Source organism: Nocardioides sp. NBC_00850 (assembly GCF_045207335.1).
In the GTDB taxonomy this organism is placed as follows: domain Bacteria; phylum Actinomycetota; class Actinomycetes; order Propionibacteriales; family Nocardioidaceae; genus Nocardioides.
On the sequence record NZ_CP108845.1, the window covers coordinates 4,325,926 to 4,350,525 of the forward strand.

General features: G+C 65.4%; 24 protein-coding genes. All 24 read right to left on the reverse strand.

The features are described 5' to 3' along the window. Positions 1 to 53 precede the first annotated feature (53 nt). A complete protein-coding gene (locus OH802_RS21060; RefSeq protein ID WP_406021730.1) occupies positions 54 to 533 on the reverse strand; it encodes an acyl-CoA thioesterase in 480 nt (159 codons plus the stop codon). Beyond that, the gene (locus OH802_RS21065) at positions 530 to 2,005 is read right to left on the reverse strand and encodes an NAD-dependent succinate-semialdehyde dehydrogenase (protein ID WP_406021732.1); all 1,476 of its coding nucleotides are present in this window, start codon (positions 2,003 to 2,005) and stop codon (positions 530 to 532) included. The genes OH802_RS21060 and OH802_RS21065 overlap by 4 nt, the downstream gene beginning before the upstream one ends. After that, on the reverse strand, positions 2,002 to 3,117 hold the full coding sequence (locus OH802_RS21070) for an alcohol dehydrogenase catalytic domain-containing protein (protein ID WP_406021734.1): 1,116 nt from the start codon (positions 3,115 to 3,117) through the stop codon (positions 2,002 to 2,004). The genes OH802_RS21065 and OH802_RS21070 overlap by 4 nt, the downstream gene beginning before the upstream one ends. 157 nt (positions 3,118 to 3,274) lie before the next feature. Beyond that, positions 3,275 to 4,093, reverse strand: a complete 819-nt coding sequence (locus OH802_RS21075; protein ID WP_406021736.1) for an MBL fold metallo-hydrolase — start codon at positions 4,091 to 4,093, stop codon at positions 3,275 to 3,277. A gap of 232 nt (positions 4,094 to 4,325) precedes the next feature. Further along, positions 4,326 to 4,622 (reverse strand): AMP-binding enzyme, encoded by a 297-nt coding sequence (locus OH802_RS21080; RefSeq protein ID WP_406021738.1) that lies wholly within the window; start codon positions 4,620 to 4,622, stop codon positions 4,326 to 4,328. Positions 4,623 to 5,186: 564 nt separating this feature from the next. Next, positions 5,187 to 5,819 carry a TetR/AcrR family transcriptional regulator gene (locus tag OH802_RS21085; RefSeq protein WP_406021740.1) on the reverse strand — a complete coding sequence of 211 codons (633 nt, stop codon included), beginning with the start codon at positions 5,817 to 5,819 and terminating at the stop codon, positions 5,187 to 5,189. A gap of 208 nt (positions 5,820 to 6,027) precedes the next feature. Next, complete coding sequence (locus OH802_RS21090; RefSeq protein ID WP_406021742.1) at positions 6,028 to 6,825, reverse strand: SDR family oxidoreductase; 798 nt, start codon at positions 6,823 to 6,825, stop codon at positions 6,028 to 6,030. Continuing rightward, positions 6,822 to 7,904 (reverse strand): NAD(P)H-dependent flavin oxidoreductase, encoded by a 1,083-nt coding sequence (locus tag OH802_RS21095; RefSeq protein WP_406021744.1) that lies wholly within the window; start codon positions 7,902 to 7,904, stop codon positions 6,822 to 6,824. Before OH802_RS21095 ends, OH802_RS21090 begins: the two co-directional genes overlap by 4 nt. An 86-nt stretch (positions 7,905 to 7,990) precedes the next feature. Then, positions 7,991 to 8,497 (reverse strand): hypothetical protein, encoded by a 507-nt coding sequence (locus OH802_RS21100; RefSeq protein ID WP_406021746.1) that lies wholly within the window; start codon positions 8,495 to 8,497, stop codon positions 7,991 to 7,993. Beyond that, the gene (locus tag OH802_RS21105; protein WP_406021748.1) at positions 8,494 to 9,030 is read right to left on the reverse strand and encodes a hypothetical protein; all 537 of its coding nucleotides are present in this window, start codon (positions 9,028 to 9,030) and stop codon (positions 8,494 to 8,496) included. Before OH802_RS21105 ends, OH802_RS21100 begins: the two co-directional genes overlap by 4 nt. Beyond that, entirely contained in the window at positions 9,027 to 10,379 is a 1,353-nt protein-coding gene (locus OH802_RS21110; RefSeq protein WP_406021750.1) for an MCE family protein, read from the reverse strand. Before OH802_RS21110 ends, OH802_RS21105 begins: the two co-directional genes overlap by 4 nt. Beyond that, positions 10,379 to 11,593 (reverse strand): MCE family protein, encoded by a 1,215-nt coding sequence (locus OH802_RS21115; RefSeq protein WP_406021752.1) that lies wholly within the window; start codon positions 11,591 to 11,593, stop codon positions 10,379 to 10,381. The genes OH802_RS21110 and OH802_RS21115 overlap by 1 nt, the downstream gene beginning before the upstream one ends. Continuing rightward, entirely contained in the window at positions 11,593 to 12,783 is a 1,191-nt protein-coding gene (locus OH802_RS21120) for an MCE family protein (RefSeq protein WP_406021754.1), read from the reverse strand. The genes OH802_RS21115 and OH802_RS21120 overlap by 1 nt, the downstream gene beginning before the upstream one ends. Beyond that, on the reverse strand, positions 12,780 to 13,790 hold the full coding sequence (locus tag OH802_RS21125) for an MCE family protein (RefSeq protein WP_406021756.1): 1,011 nt from the start codon (positions 13,788 to 13,790) through the stop codon (positions 12,780 to 12,782). The genes OH802_RS21120 and OH802_RS21125 overlap by 4 nt, the downstream gene beginning before the upstream one ends. Continuing rightward, positions 13,787 to 14,827: an MCE family protein gene (locus tag OH802_RS21130; RefSeq protein WP_406021758.1), complete on the reverse strand. Its 1,041-nt coding sequence runs from the start codon at positions 14,825 to 14,827 to the stop codon at positions 13,787 to 13,789. Before OH802_RS21130 ends, OH802_RS21125 begins: the two co-directional genes overlap by 4 nt. Further along, a complete protein-coding gene (locus OH802_RS21135; protein WP_406021760.1) occupies positions 14,824 to 15,984 on the reverse strand; it encodes an MCE family protein in 1,161 nt (386 codons plus the stop codon). Before OH802_RS21135 ends, OH802_RS21130 begins: the two co-directional genes overlap by 4 nt. Positions 15,985 to 15,988: 4 nt before the next feature. After that, entirely contained in the window at positions 15,989 to 16,822 is an 834-nt protein-coding gene (locus OH802_RS21140) for an MlaE family ABC transporter permease (protein ID WP_406021762.1), read from the reverse strand. 1 nt (position 16,823) lies between these two features. Then, complete coding sequence (locus tag OH802_RS21145) at positions 16,824 to 17,525, reverse strand: MlaE family ABC transporter permease (RefSeq protein ID WP_406029374.1); 702 nt, start codon at positions 17,523 to 17,525, stop codon at positions 16,824 to 16,826. Positions 17,526 to 17,775: 250 nt separating this feature from the next. After that, positions 17,776 to 18,999 (reverse strand): acyl-CoA dehydrogenase family protein, encoded by a 1,224-nt coding sequence (locus tag OH802_RS21150; RefSeq protein ID WP_406021764.1) that lies wholly within the window; start codon positions 18,997 to 18,999, stop codon positions 17,776 to 17,778. Positions 19,000 to 19,119: 120 nt separating this feature from the next. Further along, the gene (locus OH802_RS21155; RefSeq protein ID WP_406021766.1) at positions 19,120 to 20,109 is read right to left on the reverse strand and encodes an NAD(P)H-dependent flavin oxidoreductase; all 990 of its coding nucleotides are present in this window, start codon (positions 20,107 to 20,109) and stop codon (positions 19,120 to 19,122) included. A gap of 43 nt (positions 20,110 to 20,152) precedes the next feature. Continuing rightward, the gene (locus OH802_RS21160) at positions 20,153 to 20,920 is read right to left on the reverse strand and encodes an enoyl-CoA hydratase-related protein (RefSeq protein ID WP_406021768.1); all 768 of its coding nucleotides are present in this window, start codon (positions 20,918 to 20,920) and stop codon (positions 20,153 to 20,155) included. A 105-nt stretch (positions 20,921 to 21,025) separates the two neighbouring features. Then, complete coding sequence (locus OH802_RS21165; RefSeq protein WP_406021770.1) at positions 21,026 to 21,637, reverse strand: TetR/AcrR family transcriptional regulator; 612 nt, start codon at positions 21,635 to 21,637, stop codon at positions 21,026 to 21,028. Positions 21,638 to 21,724: 87 nt separating this feature from the next. Beyond that, the gene (locus OH802_RS21170) at positions 21,725 to 23,203 is read right to left on the reverse strand and encodes an acyl-CoA synthetase (RefSeq protein ID WP_406021772.1); all 1,479 of its coding nucleotides are present in this window, start codon (positions 23,201 to 23,203) and stop codon (positions 21,725 to 21,727) included. Positions 23,204 to 23,313: 110 nt separating this feature from the next. Further along, positions 23,314 to 24,576 carry a cytochrome P450 gene (locus OH802_RS21175; RefSeq protein ID WP_406021774.1) on the reverse strand — a complete coding sequence of 421 codons (1,263 nt, stop codon included), beginning with the start codon at positions 24,574 to 24,576 and terminating at the stop codon, positions 23,314 to 23,316. Between the last annotated feature and the right edge of the window lie 24 nt (positions 24,577 to 24,600).

Here is a 24,600-nt window from a genome sequence, read left to right on the forward strand (position 1 = left end):
GATGTTGACGTGGCTGGGCGGCGGAGAACTGCAGGCTTCAGAGCGTGCGGTGCTCAGCGCGAAAGCTTGCGAAACGTCAAGGGCGCGATATCTACCTGAGCCGATTTCAGAGCCACGGCGATCTCTGACGGTATCGGCGCCACCGAGCCGTCGCGCTCGACATACACATGCACCCAGTGACCGAGGGCGGCGCGTCGTGCCTCGCTTCCTGCAAAGGCTGCCAGGACATAGGTGACACTGCTGGTCCCGATAGCGCCGACGGCGAGGCCGATCGATATCTCCTCCCCGTAGCCCACCTCGGATTCGTAGGAACACGCCGACTCGCCGACGACACCGATGACGTCGGCCTCGCGGGGCACCGCTCCCACCTCGTCGAGGAGCCATCCGTTGATCGCCGAGTCGAACCATTGGTAGTAGACAGCGTTGTTCACGTGCCCGTACATGTCGACATCCGACCAACGGACCTGCATCGGGATACGTACCGGGTAGTCCGCGATCCGAAGGCCGGCCGGCTTTCCGGTCGTGGCGTTCATGCGTTCGGCCCCGACGTCGGCGTGCCGATGTATTGAGTTTCCTGATACTCCTCCAGGCCGCAATCGCCGCCTTCGCGCCCCAGCCCCGATTGCTTGACCCCGCCGAACGGTGCGGCCGGGTTCGAGATGATGCCCGTGTTGAGCCCGACCATGCCGAACTCGAGACGATCCGGGAGGCGATGCGCACGAGAGAGGTCTCGGGTGAAGAGATAGGACGCAAGGCCGTACTCGGTGTCGTTGGCGAGCGCGACAGCCTCGTCCTCGCTGTCGAACCTGATCAAAGGGGCCACCGGGCCGAACACCTCTTCGCGTGCGACCCGAGCATCAGCGGAGACCCCCGCCAGAACGGTCGGCGGATAGAAGTATCCGCGGCCAGCCGGGATCTCCCCGCCCACAAGGGTGCTCGCGCCGGAGTCGATGGCGTTACGGACCGAGGAGTGGATCTCCTGTCTACTCCGTTCGGAGATCATCGGCCCGATATCGGTGCCGGGCTCCGCGCCCGCTCCGAGACGGAGCTTCCCGAATCGGTCGGCGAGTCGACGCGCGAACTCGTCGTGGATCCCGTTCTGGACCAGAAACCTGTTCGCTGCTGTGCAGGCTTCGCCCATGTTCCGCAGCTTCGCAGCGACGGCCCCATCCACCGCCTGGTCAATATCGGCGTCGTCGAACACGATGAACGGCGCGTTCCCACCCAGCTCCATCGATGTTCGCAGTACTCGGTCCGCGGACGTACGCAGCAGGTTCTGCCCCACAGCAGTCGATCCGGTGAACGAGACCTTGCGCAGCCGAGGGTCGCGCAGAAGCGGATTCACAACCTCTGAAGCATTCGTTGTCGGAACGACGTTGAGCACTCCGGCTGGCAGGCCGACCTCGTCGAAGACGCTGGTCAGCAGCAAGGTCGTCAGTGGCGTCAACTGGGCGGGTTTGACCACCACGGTGCAGCCGGCCGCCAAGGCCGGACCAATCTTCCTCGTCGCCATCGCCAACGGGAAGTTCCACGGGGTGATCAGCAAACACGGTCCGACAGGTTTCTTCGTCACCATGATGCGCAGCTTTCCGTCGGGAGACGCTGCGTATCTCCCCGAACCCGCGGTGGCCCGGTCGGCGAACCAGCGCAGGAACTCTGCTCCGTAGTCGACCTCCACCTGGGCTTCCCGCAACGGCTTGCCCATCTCGGCGGTGATCAGGCGTGCGAATTCGTCGCGTCGCTCGACGACGAGGTCGAAGGCATTCCGCAGGATGTCGGCCCGGGTGCGGGATGGAGTTGCACCCCAGCTCTCCTGCGCCTCCGCTGCCGCCGCCATCGCGAGCCCCGCATCCACAGCGTCAGAATCGGCGACCTGGGCGATCTCCAACTCGGTGGCGGGATCGCGGACGGAGAACCGTCGGGCTGATTTCGCCGATGTCCAGCGGCCGGCGATGTAAAGGTCGGTCGGTACGGCGCTGGTTGTGAGGCGCGCGGTGAGCGTCACATGTCCTCCTTGGTCAGGTCGATGATCTGTCGTAGCTCGGTGCCAGCGGCGAGCCGCTCCATCGCGTCATTGATGTCCGAGAGTGGGATGGTCGAGCTGATCAGGTGGTCGACCGGGAGCCGCCCGCGGCGCCAGAGGTCGACGAGGAGCGGCAGATCACGCTCCGGTACGGAGGAACCCAGATAGCTGCCGATGATCGTCTTGCCCTCGCCGACGAGTCCCAGAGGTGAGATCGATGCCAGGTCATCGGGAGCGGGAAGTCCCACCGTGACAGTGGTTCCGCCCGGTGCCGTACACGTCACCGCGAGCTCGAACGCCACAGATCTACCGACTGCCTCGACAACAGCGTCAGCACGCAGCTCGCTCGCCGCCTCCTCCGGTGAGTAGACCCCATGCGCACCGAACGCGACTGCCTGATCGCGCTTGGCACTCGATGAGTCGACGGCGTACACCCGGACTCCGGCGAAAGACAGGGCCGTGAGGAGTGCCGCCATCCCCACCCCTCCCAGACCGATCACGGCGATGCTCATCCCGGGCTGCGGTTTCACAGCGTTGATGACCGCGCCCCCACCAGTGAGGACCGCGCAACCGAGCACCGCTGCGACGGAGGGCGGCACATCGTTCTCGACGGGAACTACCGACCGGCGATCAACGACCGCATGGGTGGCGAACGCGGACACGCCGAGGTGATGTCGGACCGGTACCCCCGAGATACTCAGTCGGCTGCCGCCGGAGAGCATCTCGCCGGCGCCATTCGCTGCCGAGCCCCACACACAGGGGGCCTTGCCGTCGGTCAGACACCCCTTGCACTTCCCACAGCGAGGGAGAAACGTAAGGATTACGCGCTGACCGGGTGAAACATCCGCAACGTCCGGTCCCGTTTCGACGACGATGCCGGCCGCCTCGTGCCCCAGCAACATCGGTACCGGTCTCGGCCGCGAGCCGTTGACAACGGAAAGGTCGGAGTGGCAAACGCTGGCCGCCTCGATGCGTACCAGCAGCTCCGACGCCGCCGGCGGCGCGAGCTCCAGCTCACATACATCGATCGGCTCACTCTTCCCATAGGGCCGGTCGGCCCCTACGGTGCGCAGAACAGCACCTCGGATCTTCATTTCTCGAACCTCTCGTGACGTGACGGTCTCCCCCACCCGCTCGGTGCGGGCTCGCTCAGCAGACCGAAGCGGTGCAGGCCGACTGACGACGCCCTGCAAGACGTTCTGATGGATCCGCTGTGCGTTCTCGTGCTCTCCGGAGAGACCACGCCTGCCCTCACCCTTCGTCCGGCGCGATGTCCGCTGCTGTCTGGCCGGTGTCGCGGTACTGGAGTGCGCTCGCGGCGGAGAACTGCAGGCTCCAGAGGTTGCCGTGATGGGGGTACTTCTCGACCATGCTGGTGACGAGGTCCTCGATGCCCTTGGCGACCTCATAGGCAGCAGCGAAGTCCTGGATGTAGGAACGCGTCTGGGCGATCATGGTGTCGACGGCGTAGTCATCACCGTCTGGCCTGCGGTGTCCGGCCACGATCATGCGAGGGTTCAGGCTCTCCACGAGAGCCACGGTCTCGAGCCAGTTCGACCATTCCTCGGGCGTGGAGAGGCCGACCATCGGGTGGATCTCGTTGTAGATGGAGTCACCGGCAACCACGACGTCGATCTCGGGCACGTGCACGATCGAGGTGGGATGGATATCGGCCTGCTTCACCTCGATGATGTTCACCGGTGACCCGTCGACGAACAGGGTCCGTTCCTGGATCGGGTCCGGCAGCGGGCCCGGCGTCACACAGGCGTCGCCGAAGAGCATCGCCCACTGCTGGGTGTGCAGGTCCATCCCGTCCTTGATGGCGTCGACCACGTCGGGCATGGCCACGCACCTTGCGTCCGGGAATCGCTCGAGCAGCGGCCCGAATCCCGCGTAGTGGTCGGCGTGGGCATGGGTGACGTAGATCGTCGTCAACGCCTTGCCGGTACGCTCGATCAGATCCCCGAGCTCTCGGACGTCGTCCTTCAGGTAGAGGGCGTCGATCAGAACCGCCTCGGTCGGACCGCTGATGAGGGTCGCGCTGGTGGGCGGGAACGTACCGGTCGGCATCTCAGGCCAATCGCCCGCTGGGACGTTGGGCCACCGACCGACAAAGGCCGTGGCGCGGATCGGCGGCGCTGCAACTGGTGATCGCTTGTCAAGGTCCACGACGTACGTCCTCCTGGTTCGACTTGTGTTCCGGTCACACCCAACGTACGAAGGTGCGACGTCCGTCACGTAGGTCGAACCCGCCGCACACCGGTACAGAAATGACACGAATCCGCCCAGCACATGGCCGGTCTCAAAGGAGATCTCGTTTCATCACCTTGCCCGTAGGTGTGCGCGGCAACCGCTCTACGAGCCGAATCTCGCGCGGACACTTGTACCCGGCCAAGTGCGTCCTCAGGTGCATGTTGACGGACTTCAGCCACGCACTCTCGTTCTCGGCCGGACGTACGGGCTCGACGAAGGCCACGACGCGCTGACCCAGGTCCGGGTCCTGATGACCGACGACCGCGACGTCGCGGATGTCGTGGTGGGCCATGAGCGCGTTTTCGACCTCGACCAGGTAGACGTTCTCGCCGCCGGTGATGATCATGAATGCGGCTGTGTCGGTCAGGGCCGAGCTGGAGGAGTCGCTGGCCGCCGGGAAGGTCAAGGCGCTGGTGGCGACGTCGGCGCTCGGGATGGGCTTCGACGCGACCCTCGGGTTACGCCCGCCGCGACCAGCACCCGACGACCTCGTCGATTTGTTTACAGGTTGCCCTCTTCGTCCAGGTAACCGAGATCTTCGACTGAGCACCAACTCTGCGGGGACCGCGACTCCTGAGTCTTCTCCGGGTGGTTGTGGTACACGGAGGGGTGTCGGTCTCCCAGTAGATCTCACCGACTTGGCCCGGTCCCAGCTCACACATGTCCTTGTCGAGGACGTGAGGAGTACCGCTGAGTGGCCTACCCACGGATGTCGGGTGGTCCTTCCATTCCTCGGGCGCGAGTAGCAGGGCCAGCCCTCGATGCTCCGTGGCACTCCGGCAGTCGTACACGATGGACCCGAACCACACGGGATGACGACCGACGCCGTGGCCGCGAATGCGATCATTGCGACGACGCGGAAGGGCGCTGCCAGGACTCCGGTGTCAGTCAGTCGCCACTCGTCGACGACTCACGGCTTCGTGAGGTGGTGTTCGATGCACAACGCGTTGCACCACAGCCGGGTCGCCGTATACACCAGGTCCTCGAACTCGCCGCCGTCGTTGAGCACGAAGGTGGAGTACGCGAACCGGCTGATCATGCCCGAGAGCACACGAGAGGCCAACACGGGATCGACGTCGGGATCGGCGAGTCCTCGCTCCTGAAGCTCTTGTATCCCGCGGGCGTTACGTTCGACGAACACCCAGGCGCGTGCACGTCGCAGTTCCCGCACTTTAGGATCGATGTTCGCGACCTGCTCGAGCAGCCTCATGAGGTTCGCGTTGCGACGATAGCTCTTGAGATAGGCACGGTTGCTAGCCTCGATGATCGCTGCCGGATCATCGACACCGTGGACGTGCTCCATCCCCGGATGGAGCATCTCATTCTTCGCCTCCTCCATGACGGCGGCGAAGATCTCTTCTTTGTCTTTGAAGTATGTATAGAAGGTCCCGGTGGAGCACTTGGCTTCGGAAGTGATGTCTGTCAGCCGCGCATCCAGATAGCCGTCGCGCTCGAAGATGAAGCGTGCAGCAGCGACCAGGGCTTGGCGTGTCCGGATCCCTCGGCCCGTCACCGGCGCCTTGCGAGCAATGTCTTCGGTCACCGAGGTCCCTCTCCCTTTCGCAGCGGCCAGGTCGCATCCCTGGCTTCCCGGAGGTCAATGCGTTTAGTTTGCCCTACTGGGGGCGAACCCCGGCGACCACCCCGGCAAGGCACGCCGTGGCACGGGTGCCCGCCTCGGACGATGGACAGGGGCCTGATGAGCCGGCCGGGATGCGGATCGCGGCCTTCGGTTCCGCCGTCTCGCGGGATCAGGCACCGGCCGCCTCGCTCTGGAGGCGTCGCATTCCGCCCAGCCAACGGTCATAGTCAGATCCTTTGCGTCGGTAGTACTCGAGCACCTCTGGATGCGGGAGCACCAGGAACGTCTCCTCCTCGATCGCCGCCAGCGTGATCGCGGCGACATCCTCGGGTTCCAGCACGCTACCGGCTCTAGCCACCACGTTCGCCCCGAGTTGCGACGCCTCGTCCTCTGAGTTGAGCGCGTCATGATGGATGGCGGTGTTGACACCCATAGGGCAGACGCAACTCACCCGGACCCCTTGGTCCCCATGGGTAACCGACAGCCACTCGCTGAAACCGATGGCCGCATGCTTGGTGACCGAGTACGGCCCGGCGCCGATCTGGGTCAGTAGTCCGGCGGCCGAGGCGGTCGACACGAAGTATCCCGATCCGCGTTCGATCCAGCCCGGTAGCAGCAAGCGTGCAGCCCGGACGTGAGCGAGGAGGTTGATGTCAACGATGCGCTGCCACTCCTCGTCGCTCTCGCCAATGCCGGCCTCCCCCATGATCCCTGCGTTGGCGAAGAAGAGGTCCACCGGCCCGAAGTTGCTTTCGGCGGCAGCGATCATCTCTTTCAGCACCGAGATCTGGGATGCATCCCCAACCACGGCGACTCCGCCCACCGCTGCGGCGACCTTGCCGGTGCTTTCGGGATCGAGATCTGCAATCACGACACGAGCGCCCCGCTCAGCGAGCCCGGCAGCAAGTGCCGCCCCAATACCGCCGCCCGCTCCCGTGACGACGGCGACCTTGCCTGCGACATTCATGACAGGCTCCCCACGGCCGAGCGCCGCCCGACGAGGTTCGACAGCCGGCCAACGGCTGCTGCGGCATCGGCGATGATCGTAGACACGACCTCATTCACGGGGGCGACTTCGTGAATGAGCCCCTGCGTCTGCCCCGCCCACCACATCCCGCCCTCCATCTGACCCTGATCCAGCACTTGAGACCTGCCACGGACGCCCGAAGCGAGGGCTGCGACATCAATGAAAGTCGCGCCCGGCCTACTTCCTATCTCCGCAACTTGCTCAGATATGGAGTTCTTCGCCACCCGTGCACTGTTCTTGAACTCACGAAACACCACGACTGTGTCCAGCTCCGTGTTCGCGACGATCTGATCCTTGACGTTGGAATGGGTCGGGGCTTCGTTCGTCGCCATGAAGCGGGTCCCCATGTTGACGGCGTCAGCACCAAGCGCCAGCGCGGCGGCGAGCCCCTCGCCTGTGGCGATGCCGCCGCTGGCGATGACGGGGACCGAGAGCGCACGCACCGCTGCGGGGATGAGCACAAGTCCCGGCACATCGTCCTCGCCGGGATGGCCCGCGCATTCAAAGCCATCGATGCTGATGGCGTCGACACCCTTTCGTTCCGCCGAGAGAGCGTGACATACAGACGTCGCCTTGTGGATGACCTTCACTCCAGCCCCGCGGAAGTCCGGCATGTGCGGCGCGGGGCTCGATCCGGCGGTCTCCACGATAGTGATGCCCGCTTCGATGATCGCGGCCCGGTACTCGTCGTAGGGAACAGGTTTGATGGTTGGCAGGATGGTGAGATTGGCCCCGAACGTCCGATCGGTCAGCTCGCGGGTTCTGCGTATCTCCTCCACAAGGGCCTCCGGCGTGGGTTGCGTGAGCGCTGTAAGGAAGCCCAAGGCGCCGGCGTTGGCGACCGCGGAGATGAGCGGCGCGGTGCCCAGCCCCGTCATCCCGCCGCAGACCACGGGGTGCTCAACGCCGAACAGCTCGGTGAATCGGGTGCGGAACATCATCCTTCCCTTGATTCTCGACGGCCGACAGCCGCTACCGGATGTCGTGAAATCGTTAATCGAAACTGAGTTCACGTTCATGCTACCTCGGCCGATCCACACTTCGCGAGCAGCTTTTGTGGCATGTGCGTCGTCGATCTGGCACAAGCGCCTACGTCGGGACCGCCTCACACGGTCGTGATCCCGGAGACCAGCCACTGGCCATCACGCAGCGCAAGGCTGGCCTCGACCCGGCTGGTGCTGATCGCCGGCACCTTCGACCCCGATCGCGTTGTCGACTGGGCCACGAAGAGCAGCACCACTGCGCGGTTCGCGGTGGCCGTGACAAGAGATGAGCCGGTGACGGTTGCCTTCGAGACGACCTTGCCCTGGGCTGCGGACTGGCGGAGCTTGCCGTCGACCACGCCGGCGTACTCGGTCGCGAACCGGCCCGTTGTGGATGCCTTGGCTTTGGCGAGGTCGGCGTCGAGTCGGCGATAGTCGTAGGACAAGACGGTTGGGACCAGCGTCTTCGCGCTCTTGACGGCCTCCGCTCGCGCTTCCTCCACACGGTCACCGGAGTGGCGTTCTCGCAGCAAGCCGACGTTGAGGGCCACGAGGGCGATAGCGAGGACGGCGATCGCGGTCCACACCCGCCTGAGACCTGCGGACTTCGGGGCCTGTGAGGTGCTCATGAGACGAACTCCATTCCGCTCACCAGCCAACGCTCGTCGGTGCGCTTCAACGTCACCCGAAGGCGATAGCTGCGTTCTTGTGGCCCGGACGAGACAGTGTTCGACACCGTCCCATCGGCGGCGACCATCACGACGGCCTTCTTCTCGGTGATCGAGGAGATCCCGGCCGCGTTCACTGACCCTTTCGAGGTCACCTTGCCCTGGCGTACGCCTTCACGGAAGGCCGTTGCCTGCTTCTCGAACTGGGCACGGAAGCCTGGCGTGGCGTCCTTCATCATCCGGGAGATGTCGTCATCGAGGTTCTCGGCGCTGACGGTCGTCAACGCGACGACGCTCCGCTGCGCGACCGCCACCGCGTCACGCCGTGCCTCGGTGCGCTCACCCTGGCGATGGATAGCGACGACCTGCACCGGCGCCAGGACCAGGAGGGCGACGAGCCCGAGGTAGGCAATGAATCTGAAGGGCGGCGTACCTGGAACCGCGAGGACCCTCTTGAGATGTGGGGCGGCCAAAGCCTCGGTCAGTGTGCTCATTTCTCCTCCGGCAACAGCAGACGTGTCCAGGGCGCACCTGGCGGGATCGAGACGGCATCCCCGACGCGATACGTGCCGCCTTGGGGTGCCTGGAGATATCCGGTGATCGGGTCATAGGTCGCAACACCGCTCGGCGCCGGCGGCGCATCGGCCTTGGGGACGGTACGCTCCGAGCGCGAGCCCGCACCGAAGCGCAACCCGCATCCCGCCGGTGTCGCTGAGCGCTTGGCCGGATCGTTGGGGCACGGCGAGAACCGGGCGCCGCGTACGCCTTCGGTCGTGTTGTCGGCGATGCAGTGCAGCCCGAGCGGTGTGGAGCGCTTGCTGAGGTCTGAGGGGATGCGTCGCTCCGACTTCGGGATGAAGCCGTCGGTGCACGAGGGCGGGTTGTTCACATTGGTGCGTAGGTCGAGCTTGACCGCGCCGGTGTCGGTGTGTGGCAGCAGCGCTCCTTGGACGGCGGCCATCATCACGGGGTAGACGATGAAGGTCTGCTTGAGGTTGGGCAGATAGACGTTGAGGACCTCGGCCGGAGCTGTGAGGTTTGCCAGCAGTGTCGGCAGCGTCGGGGTGATCCCGAGGACGAGGTCATCGACGGTGCCGGCTGCGGCCGGGATGGTGGTCAGCAGACGGCGCAGGTCGGGGTCGCTGGCCTGGAGCTGCCGGGTGGTGGTCGAGAGCGAGGCGAGCGCTGCGCGCTCCTCTGCTGCCAGATCCCTCTGCGTCTCCAGAAACGGCGAGGCGCCCTCGATCAACGACGTCGTCTGGTCGACGTACGCATTGGCGTCCTCGGCGATCGCGTTGGCATCACCCAGGAGCTGACCGATATCGGGGCCGGCCCCACCGAGACCGGTGTTGGCCTGGTCGAGCACGCGGGTGAGGCGGTCGTTCGGCACCGAGTCCAGCGTGCGGTTGAGGCTGGTGAGCACCGGGCCGATCTGCGGCATCTCACGGGTGTCGGCCGCGGTGATGACCGACCCGTCGGCCAAGTAGGGACCGCCGTCGGCGCGCGGCACAAGGTCGACGTACTGCTCACCGATGGCGGAGGTGCTGTGGATGCTGGCGACGACATCTCGCGGGATCTTCGACGCCGTACGCAGGCTCAGGTCGACCTCGGTCCCTTCGGGTGTGAGCCGGACCGACCGCACGAGTCCGATGTCTGCGCCTCGGTAGGTGACGATCGCCCGGGGGTAGAGGCCGCTGATGTCGGCGAAGCGGGCCGTGACCGTGTAGTGACCGGCTCCGAGGACCTGCGGTAGATCGACGTAGCGGATCGCTGCGAAGACCGTCGCCAGCACGCCGATGATGGTGAAGGCGACCAGCTGCTTCCTGACCAGCCGGGACAACATCAGCAGCCTCCGATCAGATCACGGAGGGTTCCGCATTCGGGTTCCGTGGACGAGCTCGACGAGTCATCGCCACCCGGCTGGCCCGTGTCCTGGTTGGCCGGCGACTTCTGGAAGAGACCTTCACCAGCCCCTCCGTTGGCGCCGCCGGGCAGGTTGCCCAGGATGTCGTCGGCCGGAACGTTGGATGCGCCGGACCCCGAGGAAACGCCGGTCCCGGGCAGGTCACCGAGGAACGCCGCGGTGAGGGACGGCACGGAGACGTCGATGGTGGCGAAGAGGTTCACGTAGTCACCGCGGAACGCGTTCTCCGACGTACCGACCGGGAACGGGACGGTGATGAGGTACTTCAGCGCTTCGGGGATGCTGTCGCCAGCCTTCGCGAGCTCGTTCAGGATCGGGCGCATGGACTCGAGGTTGGCCTCCAGCGAGTCGCGGCTGCGCATGATCACCTCGTTGCCGACCTTGCTCAGGTGACCGACAGCCTCGATCGCGTGCACCAGCCGCTCGCGCTCGATCGAGAGTGCCTTCAGCCCGGGGGCCAGGGCGTCGAGCGCATCGGCCACCATCTCGCGTTCTTTGCGCAGCTTGGCGGCAAGGGAGTCGATCTCGGTGAGCGCTGCTATGAAGTCCTGCCTGCGGCGGTCTGCGACCGCCAGCACCTGGTTCAGCTGTCGGATCAGCTGCCGGGTGTCGGGGATGCGCCCGTTGAGAGATCGGGAGAGCTCGCCGGTGATCGTGCTGAGCTGGGACAGACCGCCGTTGTTCAACAGCAGGGACACTCCGGCAAGGATCTGCTCGGTCTCCGGGTAGACACCGGTGTCGGCCTCGGTGAGCTTCGCGCCGTCGGCGAGCTCTCCGACCGGTTGCACGGGTTGCTGGATCTCGACGTACTGCGCGCCGAGCAGCGTCTTCTGGCCGATCAGCAGTCGTACGTTGGTGGGGAGGGGAACCGAGCGCTTGAGGCGCATCGTCACCTTGGCCTTCCAGTTGCTGACCCCGATCCGGGTGACGGTGCCGATCGTGACGTCGTCTGCCATCACCGCCGAGTTGGGCACCAGGTTCTCTACGTTGTCGAACGTCGCGGTGACCGTATAGCCGTCGCCCCCGACCGCGACCTGCCCAGGCAGCGTGTGGGAGTTGGGGCGAAGGTCGCAGCCCGACGTGAGAACGGCGCAAGCAAGGAGAATCAGCACAGTCGCGAGTCGCGGGTTCATCAGTTCTCCCTGTCGGTCTGGCCCAGCTGGGTCAGCTGTGCGAGCAGATCGTCGGGAGCGGGAGTCCGGGGCGACCCGCTCGATGGCGGTCTGGTCCTGTCGGACTTCTCCTCCGGCCCCGTGGCGACATGGAGCGGAAGCTCGCTGAGTCCGAGCGTGGTCAGGAGTGGCTGAACAGCCTGCTGGCACTGTTCCGCCGTCCCGCCGGTGCCGAGGATCCCGCCGCAGAGCAGCTGCGCGACGCCCTGGAGGTTGTTGAGGGTCGCCCTGCCGGTGACCGCCTGGTCGGAGAAGGTGTTGTAGAAGTTGTTCACAGTGTGCGGCGCGACGTGGAGGATTCCGGCCACCTGATCGGAGCGGTTCGAAACCGTCGCAACGAGCTCGTTGAGCTCCTCGACGCTGGTCCCGAGTGCGCGTTCATTGGTGTCGACGTACGTCTGGACCTGCTTCAGCGCGCCTTGGAGCTCACGCAGGCTGCGCGCGATCGCCTTCCTGTTCGCGGCGAGGACGCCGGAGAACTGCGCCAACTGCGTCGTGAACCTGCGTAGCGCCTGATCGTTGGCCACCAGGTTGGCGATGAAGACGTTGAGGTTCGAGATGGTGTCGAAGAGGTCTTGTCGGCCGGCTGCGAGGGTTTCTGCGGCGCGTCGCATCTCCGTGAGGGAGTTGCGCAGCGAGACGTCGGTTCCACCGTCGAGGTTGGCGTCGACACTGGTGAGGATCCGATCGAGCGCGCCGGTCTTGTCGGTTCCTTGCGGCCCGAGCGCCGTCGCCAGATCGGTCAACTGCTTCTTGACCTCGTCGAAGGAGACCGGCACCGCCGTACGGCTCAGCGGGATCGCCGCACCGTCCGCCATCGCGGGGCCACCGGCGTACGCGGGGAAGATCTGCACGAAACGGCCGCTGACCAGGCTGGGCGAGACGATCGCAGCATTCGCCCCCCGCGGGAACCGCTGGTCGGCATCGACGTCCATCTCGACGCGCACCTTCTTGCCTTCAGGATGGATGGCAGCAACCTTGCCCACTGCCACACCGAGCACCTTGACCTCGTCGCCGGGGTACAGCCCTGTCGACGTCGAGAAGTACGCGGTGACTTGGCGCTCGCGTTGTTGCAGGGCAACCAAGGCGCCTGCGGCGACGAGTGCGACCACCACAGCGATGACCACGTTGCGTGTCTGAAGGACGTTCATTGCAACACCTCCGAGAGGACCGGCGTCAGCGAGCTGGGCGCGGTGAGGTTCTGGATGTAAGCGTCGAAGAACGGCCCGCTGGAGAAGGCCTCGCCCAGCTCGTAGGCATAGCTGTAGAGACCAGCGATGGCCGCGTCGACCTGCTCCTTCTTGTCGTTCAGCAGTGCCACCACCTTGTTGAGATGCTTGAGCGCGGGCGGCGTGTCCTTCTGGAGCCGAGCGATGGTGGTCTGGATCTGCTGCGAGAGAGCAGTCGCATCGTGCAGCAGGGCGATGATCAGCTGCTGGTTGGCGTTGAGCTGCTGGAGCAGGTCCCCGCCCGACCCCAGAAGCGTCGTGATGTCCGAGTTCCGCTCGCTGAGTAGCTCGGAGACCGAGGAGGCGCGATCCAGCAGCTGTCGCAGCTGGTCGTCGTGGCCGGAGATCGTCCGCGCGACCCCGGTGACGCCATCGAGAGCCGGCTTGATCTGGTCCTCGGTGCCGGCGAGTGTGCCGGAGGCGGTGTCGAGCGCCTTCGTCAGGGCCTCGGTGTCGATCTGTTCGGAGGTCGTGGTCAGGTCGGCGAGGGCACTGGTGAGCTCGTAGGGCGAGGATGTCCTGGCGACCGGGATCGCCGCTCCGAGCTTGCCGTCCCCCGCGGAGGTGACCTGGAGGCCGGCCCGGCCGAGCAGGGTCAAGGTCACGATCGCTGCCTTCGACTGGCTGCCGAGATGCACCTCCCCAGGGGTGATCTCGAAGTCCACCCTCACCCGCGTCCCATCCAAGGCGATGGTCTTCACCTCACCTACCGTCATCCCGGAGACGAGGACGTCGTCACCCTCCTCCAGGCCGCCGGCGTCTGCAAAGTAGGCGGTGTGCTGATAGCCGCCGGCAACCAGCGGAAGACTGTCCCAGCGGACCAGGACCGCTACGACGAGCGCCAGCGCGAGAGTCGTCACGATCGCGATCCGGATGGGATCGCGCTCTTGGAAGCTCTTCTCCGCGATCATCTCTCGCAGGGACGTCATGGTTGGCACCTCGCTACATCACTGTTGATCCATGGAGTCGTCACAGGCTTTGCCGTCGGGTCCTCCTCCGGCGTGATCCTCAGCTGGAGGCCGCACAGATAGAAGTTGAAGAAGTTGCCGAACGACCCGGTCGGCATGACTGCCTGGTAGTGGCCGGGGAGCTGGTCGAGGATGCTCGCGAGCTGGTCGTCCTTGCGGTCGAGGTTTCCGGTGACCGAGCGCAGGCCGGCCAGGTCTGCCGCGATGGTCTGGTCGGTGCGTGCGAGCAGGTCCTCGCCGGAGACGGCGACGGTGTCGATCTCGCCGAGTGCCGCGAGGACGGTGGGCGCGTCCTTGTTCAACCCCTTGCTGAGGTCCTTGAGCTGGGTGATGACCTGGCTCAGTTCCTCGCGATGCTGGTCGACGGTCCCCAGCACCGCGTTGAGGTTGTCGATCACCCGTCCGACCAGCTCGCCGCGCTCGGCCACGGTCGTGGTGAAGGAGGCGATGGTGGTGACCAGCGAGGTCACCGCTCCGTTCTGTCCCTGGAGCACCCTGATCAGTTGGGCGGAGAGCGCGTTGATCTGTTTGGGGGCCAGTCCGGCGAAGAGGGGCTTGAATCCGTTGAGGAGAGTGTCCAGGTCGAGAGCGGCCGCCGTCCGGCTGGTCGGGATGGTCCGCTTCTCCCCCATCGGTTGCGACGTTCCGTCGGGCTTGGCAAGCTCCAGGTAGCGGTCGCCGATGAGGTTCTTGTATCTGACCGTCGCACGCGTCGTGAGCGTCAGTGGGATATCTGCGGGGACGTCGAACCCGACCCTGACGGTGTTGCGCGCGCCGATCTTCATCGATTCGACCTTGCCCACCGCGACGCTGGCCACCCGGACCTCGTCTCCCTCTTGCAGGCCGGAGACGTCCTCGAACACTGCCGTGTAGGAGGTCATCGAGTCCGGCGAGGAGTCGCTGACGAGGATCGCCAGGTAGGCCGCGATGGCCGCGGACACGGCCGCGAACACGCTCAGCTTCAGGAGTGTCGTCCGATGCTTGGTGCGATAGGTCATCCGAGGTTCACCACCCCGGCCAGCGCTCCGAAGAAGGTCGTACGAAGCTCCTCGCTCGGGGAGGTCGGACCGGTGTGCTGCGGGTCGGTCCCGGTCTGGAGGCGGGGAGCGAGTGAGGCCGCCTCGTCGTTCGTCACCAAGGGCATACCGCGGCACTCCGGTCCGCTCCGGTCTCCGACGACCGGAAGATCGTTGGGGTATGTGTAGGGCTCGCGCGACGGCCTCAGCCGTGTGTAGGTAGAGATGCCCGCGCGTTGACCTCCTACGGCATCCTCAGCCCATCTCTCCGCCACGACCGTGCCCGCGAGCAGGCAGGGAAGCTCCGAGGAATAGTCCGCGGCGAGGTCGGTGACCGGCTGAAGGAGTTCGAGATCGCGCTCGAGGGGCTTGTTGATCTTCGCGAGCAGTGGGCTGGTGTCGTTGCTGAGCCGGGTGGCTTGGTTCGCGGTGAGTGCCAGCTGGCTCTGCTTCTGCGACAGCGTGCGGCTCGTGGTGGTCGCCTGGTCGAGTGTGGCGAGGAGGTCGGGTGCCATCGAGTCGTACTGTCGGGCCACTGGGGCCGCGGTGGCGAGGTCTCTGTCCAGTGCCTTCCGTGAGCCGTTGACGGTGTCCACCCACTGCGAGCCGGAGCCGATCAGCGAGTTGATCTCGTCGCCACGACCGTTGACGCCGCCGGCGAGCGCGGTGAGCGCGTTGTCCACCTTGTCCGGCTGTGCAGCCGCGAGCACACCGTTGAGGTTCGTGAACGCTTCGTTGACCTCGACAGTCACGTCATCGGCCGCGATCGTCGTGTTCTCTCCGATTCGGGGGGACGACGTCTCCGGGCTCGTCAACGAGACGTACTTCGCGCCGAACGCGGTCGGTGGCACGATGGCGGCCGTCGCGTCGCGCCGAACCCAGTGGGCCTGGTCCTGGTCGATCGTGATCCGCAGCCGCGCCCCGTCGGATGTGGGTTCGACCGCGTCGACGCGGCCGATCTTGACGCCCCGCAGCTTGACGTCGGAGCCGGGCTGCATCGCCAGGCCAGCGCGTGGAGCGTCCACGGTGACGGCAACGGAGCGGCGGAAGTCGCCTCGGTAGAGCGCGAGCACCCCTGCGACGACAACGGCGGCAAGACCGATGCACGAGATGCCGTAGATGAGATGGCGTAGGTTCACGAGGTCACCCCGAGATGTGGACCGACGTCCCGCCCCACAGGGCCAGGCCGAAGGCGAGATCGATGATCATGATCAGGACAAGGGAGGTCCGCACGGCGAGCCCGACCGCCCGGCCGACGCCCGCTGGGCCGCCGGTGGCGTCGTAGCCATAGAAGCAGCAGACCGCCATGATGACGACCGCCATGATCGCCACCTTGAGAAGTGCCAGCGCTAGGTCACCTGGCACCAGGAAGGTGCGGAAGTAGTGGTCGTACGTCCCCGCCGCCTGACCGAACCCGATGGTGACCACCAGCCGAGTGGCCGCGAACGTCATCACGACCGCGATGGCGAAGAGCGGAATGACGGCGATCAGTCCGGCGATGATCCGCGTGGTGACCAGGTACGGGATCGACGGGATCGCCATCACCTCCAGCGCATCGATCTCCTCGCTGACCCGCATCGCCCCGAGCTGAGCCGTGAACCCCGCCCCGACAGTCGCCGTCAACGCGATCGCGGACAGGATCGGCGCCGCCTCACGGGTGTTGAAGTAGGCCGAGAAGAACCCGGACAGGACCTCGACCCCGATGTTTCCGAACGTGGTGTACGCCTGAAGACCCACCTCCACGCCGATGAAGGCGGTGAGGAAGGCGACGACCACGACGGTGCCGCCTATGACTGCGAGCGCCCCGGTGCCGAGACTGACCTCGGCGATCAGTCGAAGGATCTCGCGGCGGTGACCGCGCACTGCCCGCGGCACATGGGCGATCGCCTTGCCGTAGAACTCGAACTGCCGCCCGAGCTCGGAGCACCTGCTGGCCGCTGCCCGTGGCAGCTCCGCTATGCGGTCCATGGTCGCCATATCAGTGCGTCCCGTGGATCTGGAAGTAGATCATGGTGATGATGCTGTTCGCCGCGAACAGCAGCATGAAGGCGTACACGACCGTCTGGTTGACCGCCTCGCCCACACCTTTGGGGCCGCCCTTGGCGTTGAGCCCCAGATAGCACCCGGTCAGGCCGGCCAGCAGCCCGAAGACGGCTGCCTTGATCTCCGACGTCACGAAGTCGGCGGTGCCGACAAGAAGCGTGAGGTTGGAGACGAAGAGGCCTGGCGTGGCTCCCTGCAGGACCACCGAGAAGTAGTAACCGCCGGCGAGACCGACGATGGAGACGAAACCGTTGAGCGCGACGGCGACCACCACCGAAGCGACGATCCGCGGTACGGCGAGGCGATGGATGGGGTTGATCCCGAGAGTGACCATCGCATCGATCTCGTCACGGATCTTGCGTGAGCCGAGGTCGGCGCAGATCGCGGTCGCACCGGCGCCTGCCACCACCAGCACGCTCACCATCGGGCCGATCTCACGTACCACGGCGACCGCCGCGCCCGCACCCGCAAGGTCGATCGCACCGATCTGCACCAGCAACTGGTTGACCTGAAAGATGATGATCACGCACAACGGGATCGCGACCAGGATCGCCGGCCCGACCGAGACCGTGGCGATGAACCACGCCTGGTCGACGAACTCCCGGAACTGGAAGCGTTTCAACACCAGTAGCCGCATCACCTCCAGGCAGAACGCATAGAACTTCCCCAGTTTGCCGATGGCTCCTGCCAGCCAGTTGTCCTCCAGGGCGGCCTGTGCGACCCCAGATCTACGGCTCGGAGCGAGAGATGGGCTAGTCATGCGCCCCTCCCCTGGCGCCTGAACCCACGGCGAGAAGCTGCTTGGGTGTCAACACGAGCGACCCACTTCCTGATCGAAAATCGAAACTTCGCTTACGCCGATCGCTTCCGTCGGCCCGACAAACCGGTCACCCTGTGACATCTCGCCCGATCAGCTGGCGGGCAACGATCCACTGCTGCAGCTCGTTCGCACCTTCGAAGATCTCGAGGATCTTGGCGTCCCGATAGAGCTCCTCGAGCCGCACGGACTCGCCCGTCGCGCCGACGCTCTGCGCGAACCCGAGAGCGCCATACACCTGAATCGCATCGCGGACCAGGTCATTGGCGAGCCGGGTCCCGTACGCCTTCGCCATCGCAGCTTCGATGTCGGCGGTCCCGCCCTGGTCCAGGATCATGGCCGCCTTCTGGTACAGCGACCGGGCGCATTCGATCTCGGTCGCATAGCCCGCCATCTTGAACTGCCAGTGCTGCATCGCACCGAGCGGTGCGCCGAAGACGTGGCGCGTTCTGAGCCTGTCGACCGCGAGATCCATGGCGGCCTGCGCGACCCCGACTCCCGCAGCCCCAATGCCGATGCGGCCACGTACGAGTGCCGACAGAGCGACCTTCATCCCCTGGCCAGCACCGAGCAGGACGTTCTTTGCCGGTACCTCGACACGGTCGAAGATGATGTCTGCGGTGATCTGACCTCGATGTCCCATCTTGATGTCGGGCGAGCCGATGGTGACGCCGGGACTGCTCAGGTCGACGAGGAGCATCGTCGCCCGTCGTCCGTCATGGCCGTCCCTGCACAGAACCGACACCCACCCGGCAACCACGCTGTTCGTGATCCAGCGCTTCCGTCCTGTCACCACGAAGCCGGACTCCGTTCGCTCCGCGATGGTCCCGAGACGCTCGGCCGTCAGATCGGAGCTCGTGTCGGGCTCAGTGGTGGCGAACGAGAAGGCCGTCCTGCCAGAGATGAGCTCAGGGATCAACCGAGCGCGCAACTCCGGCGCTGCGTACGAAAGTGTCTGCGGAACCAGGATGCATTGGCCGTCATAGACGCCTGCCATCGATGAGGACTCGTAGGCGATCTCCTCTGCCGCGGTGCACGTAGCAAGCATCGGATAGGAGAGCGGTTCGCCGAACTCCTCCCCGAACGGGAGGGCGAACAGGCCGGCCTCAGCGAGCCCTCCAAACGCCTTCCACGGGAAGCTCGCTGCCGACTCCGTCGATTGTCCGATGGCGCGGGCGTGCGGCGCCAGGACGTCCCGCACGGCCGAACGGGCTCGTTTGCGGATCTCGACAGTCTCCGCGGGGAGCCACGGTTCCCCGGCCATCCGGTCCTGTGTGCGTTCAACGTCTGACATAGAAGCCCCTCACGCTTGATGTCTCGTGACATCCGTCACTAATGTAACATAACTCATGTTACATTCGCGGCACAGCTCGCTACCGGAGCCAGACCCGAATGCGTACGGATCGCGAGAGCGTCAGACCGCCACCGACCGGCCGACAAACGCACGTCGCGCCAACTCATCGCGCGCCTCGTCGTACTCACGGCGTAGCCGGGTGACGACCCCAGCCACCGACGTGATCTCATCGATGACCCCAACGCCCTGGCCGGATCCCCAGATGTCTCGCCATGCCTTGGCGTCCGTAGTACTGCCCGAACCGAAGTCCATGACGCTCGCGTCCGCGGTCGCAAGGTCGTCGGGGTCCAGCCCGGCCGCCTTGATGCTTCCCCGCAGATAGTTGCCGTGCACGCCAGTGAACAGGTTGCTGTAGACGATGTCGGCGGCCGCGCTGGTCACGACCATCTCCTTGTGCGGCGGCACTACGTTCGCCTCGTGGGTGGCCAAGAATGCGCTCCCGACGTACGCGAAGTCGGCGCCAGCCGCTTGAGCAGCGAGGATGGAGGCGCCATGCGCAATGGCCCCTGAGAGCAGGAGAGGGCCATCGAACCAGGCTCGGATCTCACGCAGCAGCGCAAACGGCGACTGGGTGCCCGCGTGACCGCCCGCCCCGGCAGCGACCGCGATCAAACCATCGGCGCCCTTCTCGATCGCCTTGCGAGCAAACCTGTCGTTGATCACGTCGTGCAATACGACTCCACCGTAGGAGTGGACAGCTTCGTTCACATCCTCGCGCGCGCCGAGCGACGTGATCACGATCGGCACCTTGTGCTTCACACAGGTGGCGACGTCCTCCTCGAGCCGAACGTTCGACTTGTGCACGATCTGATTGACGGCGAACGGAGCGACCGGAGTGGACTGCGCCGACGAAAGCCTCGCGCGCTCGTCGTCGATCTGCGATAGCCAGTCGTCGACCTGCGACGCCGGCCGGGCATTGAGCGCCGGGAAGGATCCGATCACGCCGGCGGCACACTGAGCGATGACCAGCTCGGGGGTGGAGGCGATGAACATCGGCGAACCAACCACCGGGAGCGTCAGGTTCTGGCGAAGCACTGCGGGGAGTGACATGGAGACCTTCCTTACGAGATCTGAAATGGGATCGAGACAGGCGTCAACGGTCGCTGAACTGCGCGGAACGCTTCTCGCGGAATGCTCGCGCACCCTCGTTGAAGTCGGGGGCGAGCAGCAGCCCGAGCTGCCCCTCACGCTCACGAGCGAAGGCGCCGGGAAGTGCGGCGAGCGTTGCCTCATTGACTGCGTGCTTGGTGAGCCGAAGCGCGACCTGCGGCCCGTCGGCCAAGCGCTTGACGACGTCTGCAGCGACACGCTCGAAGGCGGAGGCCTCCTCGACATGAGTCACAAGCCCAGCCGCCAGAGCATCTGCGGCACTCAGCCGCTCGGCGAGCAGTGCCATCCGCATCGCTCGAGAGCGACCGACGGAGGCGGCGACCAGGGCCGATGAGCCGCCATCCGGCATGAGCCCGATGCGAGTGAAGGCAAGCATGAAGTAGGCCGAGTGGTCGCACATGATGAGGTCGCCGGCCAGCGCGATCGGCACACCGACGCCGGCGGCCGCGCCGCGCACGAGGGTGACTACGGGCTTGGGTGCCGCCGTCATTGCCTCGACCAACGCATTCGCGGCATCGATGGTGTCCGCGGCAGCGTCCGCCGTCGCCAGGTTTTCAGCAGTCCCGAGGTCAGCACCCGAGCAGAACGCGGGACCCTCGGCGTCCAGCACGATCACCCGCACCTCGTGGTCCCGTGACCCGAGGTCCACCGCCTCTTTGAGAACCGAGAGCTCGTTCGCGGTCAGTGCATTCATGCGATGCGGGCGGTTCATGGTGAGCGTCAGCACGCCATGGGCCAGATCGGTCCTCATAGTCTCTCCTGGTCAAAGATAATACAACATACGTTATGTTTGAGGCCGACCGCTCTCTAAGAGCGACCGGCATGACGCGACCACCCGCGTCCCGGGGATCAGAGCTCAGCAGGCACGCTGACGCTGAGGCGATGTCGCCGTCTTGGACCCTTTCGCGGGAGCCTCGCCTCGAGCCGCCAACTTGAGAAGTACGAATTCCTCGAACTCGTCAAAGATCGTGGCAAAGTCGGCGTCGGTGACAGGGTGACGCATTTGCTGGAGACCGACGAGCAGGGTCGTCGCCATCACGCCGAGGCTCTTCGCCTCCTCGTCGTCGGCAGCCGCCGGCCGCAGGATGTCGCTCAATGCCTCGATCCGCCGCGCGTCGACAAGGCGCTGCACTGCAGCCACCTTCTCGTTCGTAGATGCCCACGATCTGATCGCCGACTCAGCAGCATGCGGCAACGTCGCAGCAAGCTCCTTCGCAAGGTGGATCCGGTCTGCCGGTTCGGGCGGACGCGTGATGATGTTCGCGATGCGCTCGGTCTGGGTCTCTTCCCAGTACTGCAGGAAGTCTTCGGTGAAGCCGTCGAGACTCCCGAAGTAACCGTAGAACGAGCCGGACGTGACCTTGAGGGCGCGACACAGGGCACTGATCTTCAGCCCGCCCGGCCCCTGTTCGCCAAGGATCGACATTGCGCTCTCGAAGTACTCCTCGCGGGTCACGATGCGTCGCATTGATGCCTCCTTGTTGTTGCTCGCCCGAGGTTGGCACACCCCACCCTCCAAGCCTCCCCCGTCACCCTAGTGCGGGAACCGGTCCAGCTAGCGGATCTGGTCGACGAGGGTACGCTTGACGAGCTTTCCGGTCGGCGTGCGCGGCAGCTCCTCGACGAACTCGACGGCACGAGGCGCTTTGAACGCTGAGACCTTCGTCCGCGCGTACGCGATCAGTTCATCGGCGAGATCGGGACCCGCCACGACACCGTCCCTGACCGCGACGACCGCGGTTACCTGCTCCCCCATCACAGGGTCCGGACGCCCGATCACGGCGACGTCATAGACCGCGGGATGCATCGTCAGTGCGTTCTCGATCTCCTGAGGATAGATGTTCACCCCGCCCGAGATGATCATGAATGACGCTCGATCCGTGAGGTAGAGGTAGCCGTCGTCATCGACGAACCCCACGTCGCCGATCGCGGTCCAGTTCTCATGGCGGGGATGTTCCGCCCCGCGGGTCTTGATCGGGTCGTTGTGGTATTCAAAGGGGCGTTCGTCCCGCTCGAAGTAGACCAGCCCGACCTCGCCCGCGGGCAGTTCCGCGCCAGCGTCACCGCAGATATGGATGGTGCCGATGACCGCGCGACCCACCGATCCGGGCTTGGCCAACCACTCAGGTGACGCGATCATGGTCAGACCGCTCATCTCGGTGGAGGAGTAGTACTCGACGAGGATCGGGCCCCACCAGTCGATCATCGCGTGTTTGACTTCGACCGGACACGGGGCCGCCGCGTGGACGGCCATCCGCAAGCTCGAGATGTCGCACGACTTTCGCAGTTCCTCGGGCAGCTGGAGCATCCGGACGAACATCGTCGGCACCACCTGCGTGAGTGTCACCCTGTGGTCTTGAACGGCGCGGAGGAAGGCCTCGGCGTCGAATCTCTCCTGCACGATGACCGTGCCACCATGCGCTTGCACCGCTCCACACCAACGCAACGGCGCGGCGTGGTAGATCGGCGCAGGCGACAGGTACCGGTCATCGGCGCTGAGACCGAGCATCGAGCCCAGCATCGCCGTGAGCGGATCGCCCGGCTGATCGACGGTGATGGGCAGCAGCGGCGGCTTGATCCCCTTGGGACGTCCCGTCGTACCGGACGAGTAGAGCATGTCGCTGCCACGCGGCTGCACGGCAAGAGTGCGATCTCCGGCGTTGGCCAGCAGCGCCTCGAAGCTCTCGTACCCCGACACCTCACCGCCGAACGAGTACGCCGACTCGAGCCCCGACGACCCAGCCAAGACCCAGTCGGCCAGCCCGTCCAGACGCCCGGAGGCGAACAACACCTTCGCACCGCAGTCGTTGACGATGTACGCCGCCTCATCCGCTGCCAGGTGGCAGTTGACCGCGGTCAGATAGAGACCAGAGCGGAGGGCCGCCCAGTAGATGACAAAGCACTCGGGAGCGTTGTCGCTCAACATGGCGATGACGTCACCCTTGCGCAGCCCGAGATCGTGCAGCGCGACTGCCAGTCGGCGGGACTGATCATCGAGCTCACCGTAGGTGAGCGAACGGCCGGACTCGGCCATCACGACGGCCGGCTTCGAAGGGTCGGTCTTGGCGAAGGTTCCGGGATACATGCGATCTCCTCAGTCGTTCTTGACGCGATGATGCGGGATGTTGTGACCTCGCCTACGACTCAGAAGTCGATCGGCATGCGCTTGATGGCGTTCATGAAGTGCCCCACGACGAACTCGGGCTCGCCGACGGTGAGCGTCGGCACGCGGGTGAGAAGCTCGCGGAACAGGTGTCGCATCTGCATGCGGGTCACGTGCTGCCCCAGGCAGTAGTGCACCCCACCACCACCGAGCCCGACGTGTGGGTTCGGGCTGCGCGAGATGTCGAACTCCCACGGGTTCTCGAACACGCGAGCGTCACGATTCGCCGATCCATAGAACATGACGACCTTGTCCCCCGCGAGCACTTGCTGGCCGGCGAGTTCGACGTCGCGTGTGGCGGTGCGGCGAAATGTCATGACCGGCGTCGCCCAGCGGATGAACTCCTCGATGGCACTCGGGATCATCCGATCGAAGTCGGAGAGCAGGAGCGCCTTCTGCTCCGGGAAGTCGGTCAGCGCCTTGACCGCGTGGCTCGTTGTGTTGCGAGTCGTGTCGCTGCCCGCGATCGCGAGCAGGACGAAGTACGACCGGAGCTCCTCGTCATCGAGACGCGTGCCGTCGATCTCTGCCTGGACCAGGGCGGACATCAGGTCGTCCTGCGGCGCTGAGCGGCGGGCGTCGATGAGGTTCTGAGCGATGTCGTGCAGCTCCCCCATGCCGCCGAGCAGACACATGAACGGATCCCGATCACCGATGTACTCCGGGTCGTTGTGGCCGACCATGTCATCGACCGCCACGACCATGCGCTCACGCTCCTCCACAGGCACGCCAACCATCTCGGAGATAGTCCACAGGGGCAGCCGCTTAGCCACCTTCTCGACGAAGTCGCCGGGCCCGGTCTCGAGAAGGTCATCAACGATGGCCACGGCCTGAGATTGGATCTGCTCCCCGATCCGGCGGATCTGTCGAGGGTTGAACGCCGAGGCGACGAGCGCACGAGTACGCCCGTGCTCCGGCTCGTCCATGGTCAGGATCGACTGCGTGTCGCGCAGGATCTGCTCAGGCACGTTCTCGAACATCACACCGCCGAGGTCCGGCGCCGATGAGAACGTCATGTCGTCCTTGCTGACAAGGGTGACTTCCTCGTGACGTACCGCTGCCCAGTAGCCCTCGTCGTCCGGATCGTCCATCAGAGTTCCGTAGGCGGGCGGCTGCCACGACAGGGGTCGCTGCTCTCGAAGCGCCGCGAAGGAGACGTCGCGATCGCGGACGGTCCTCGACCAGAAGGTCTCACTGGAGAGCTCGATCTCGTCGTACTCGGGCTTCAGGGTCTGGCTCGTCATGACAACTCCTCCTGCGGGTCATTG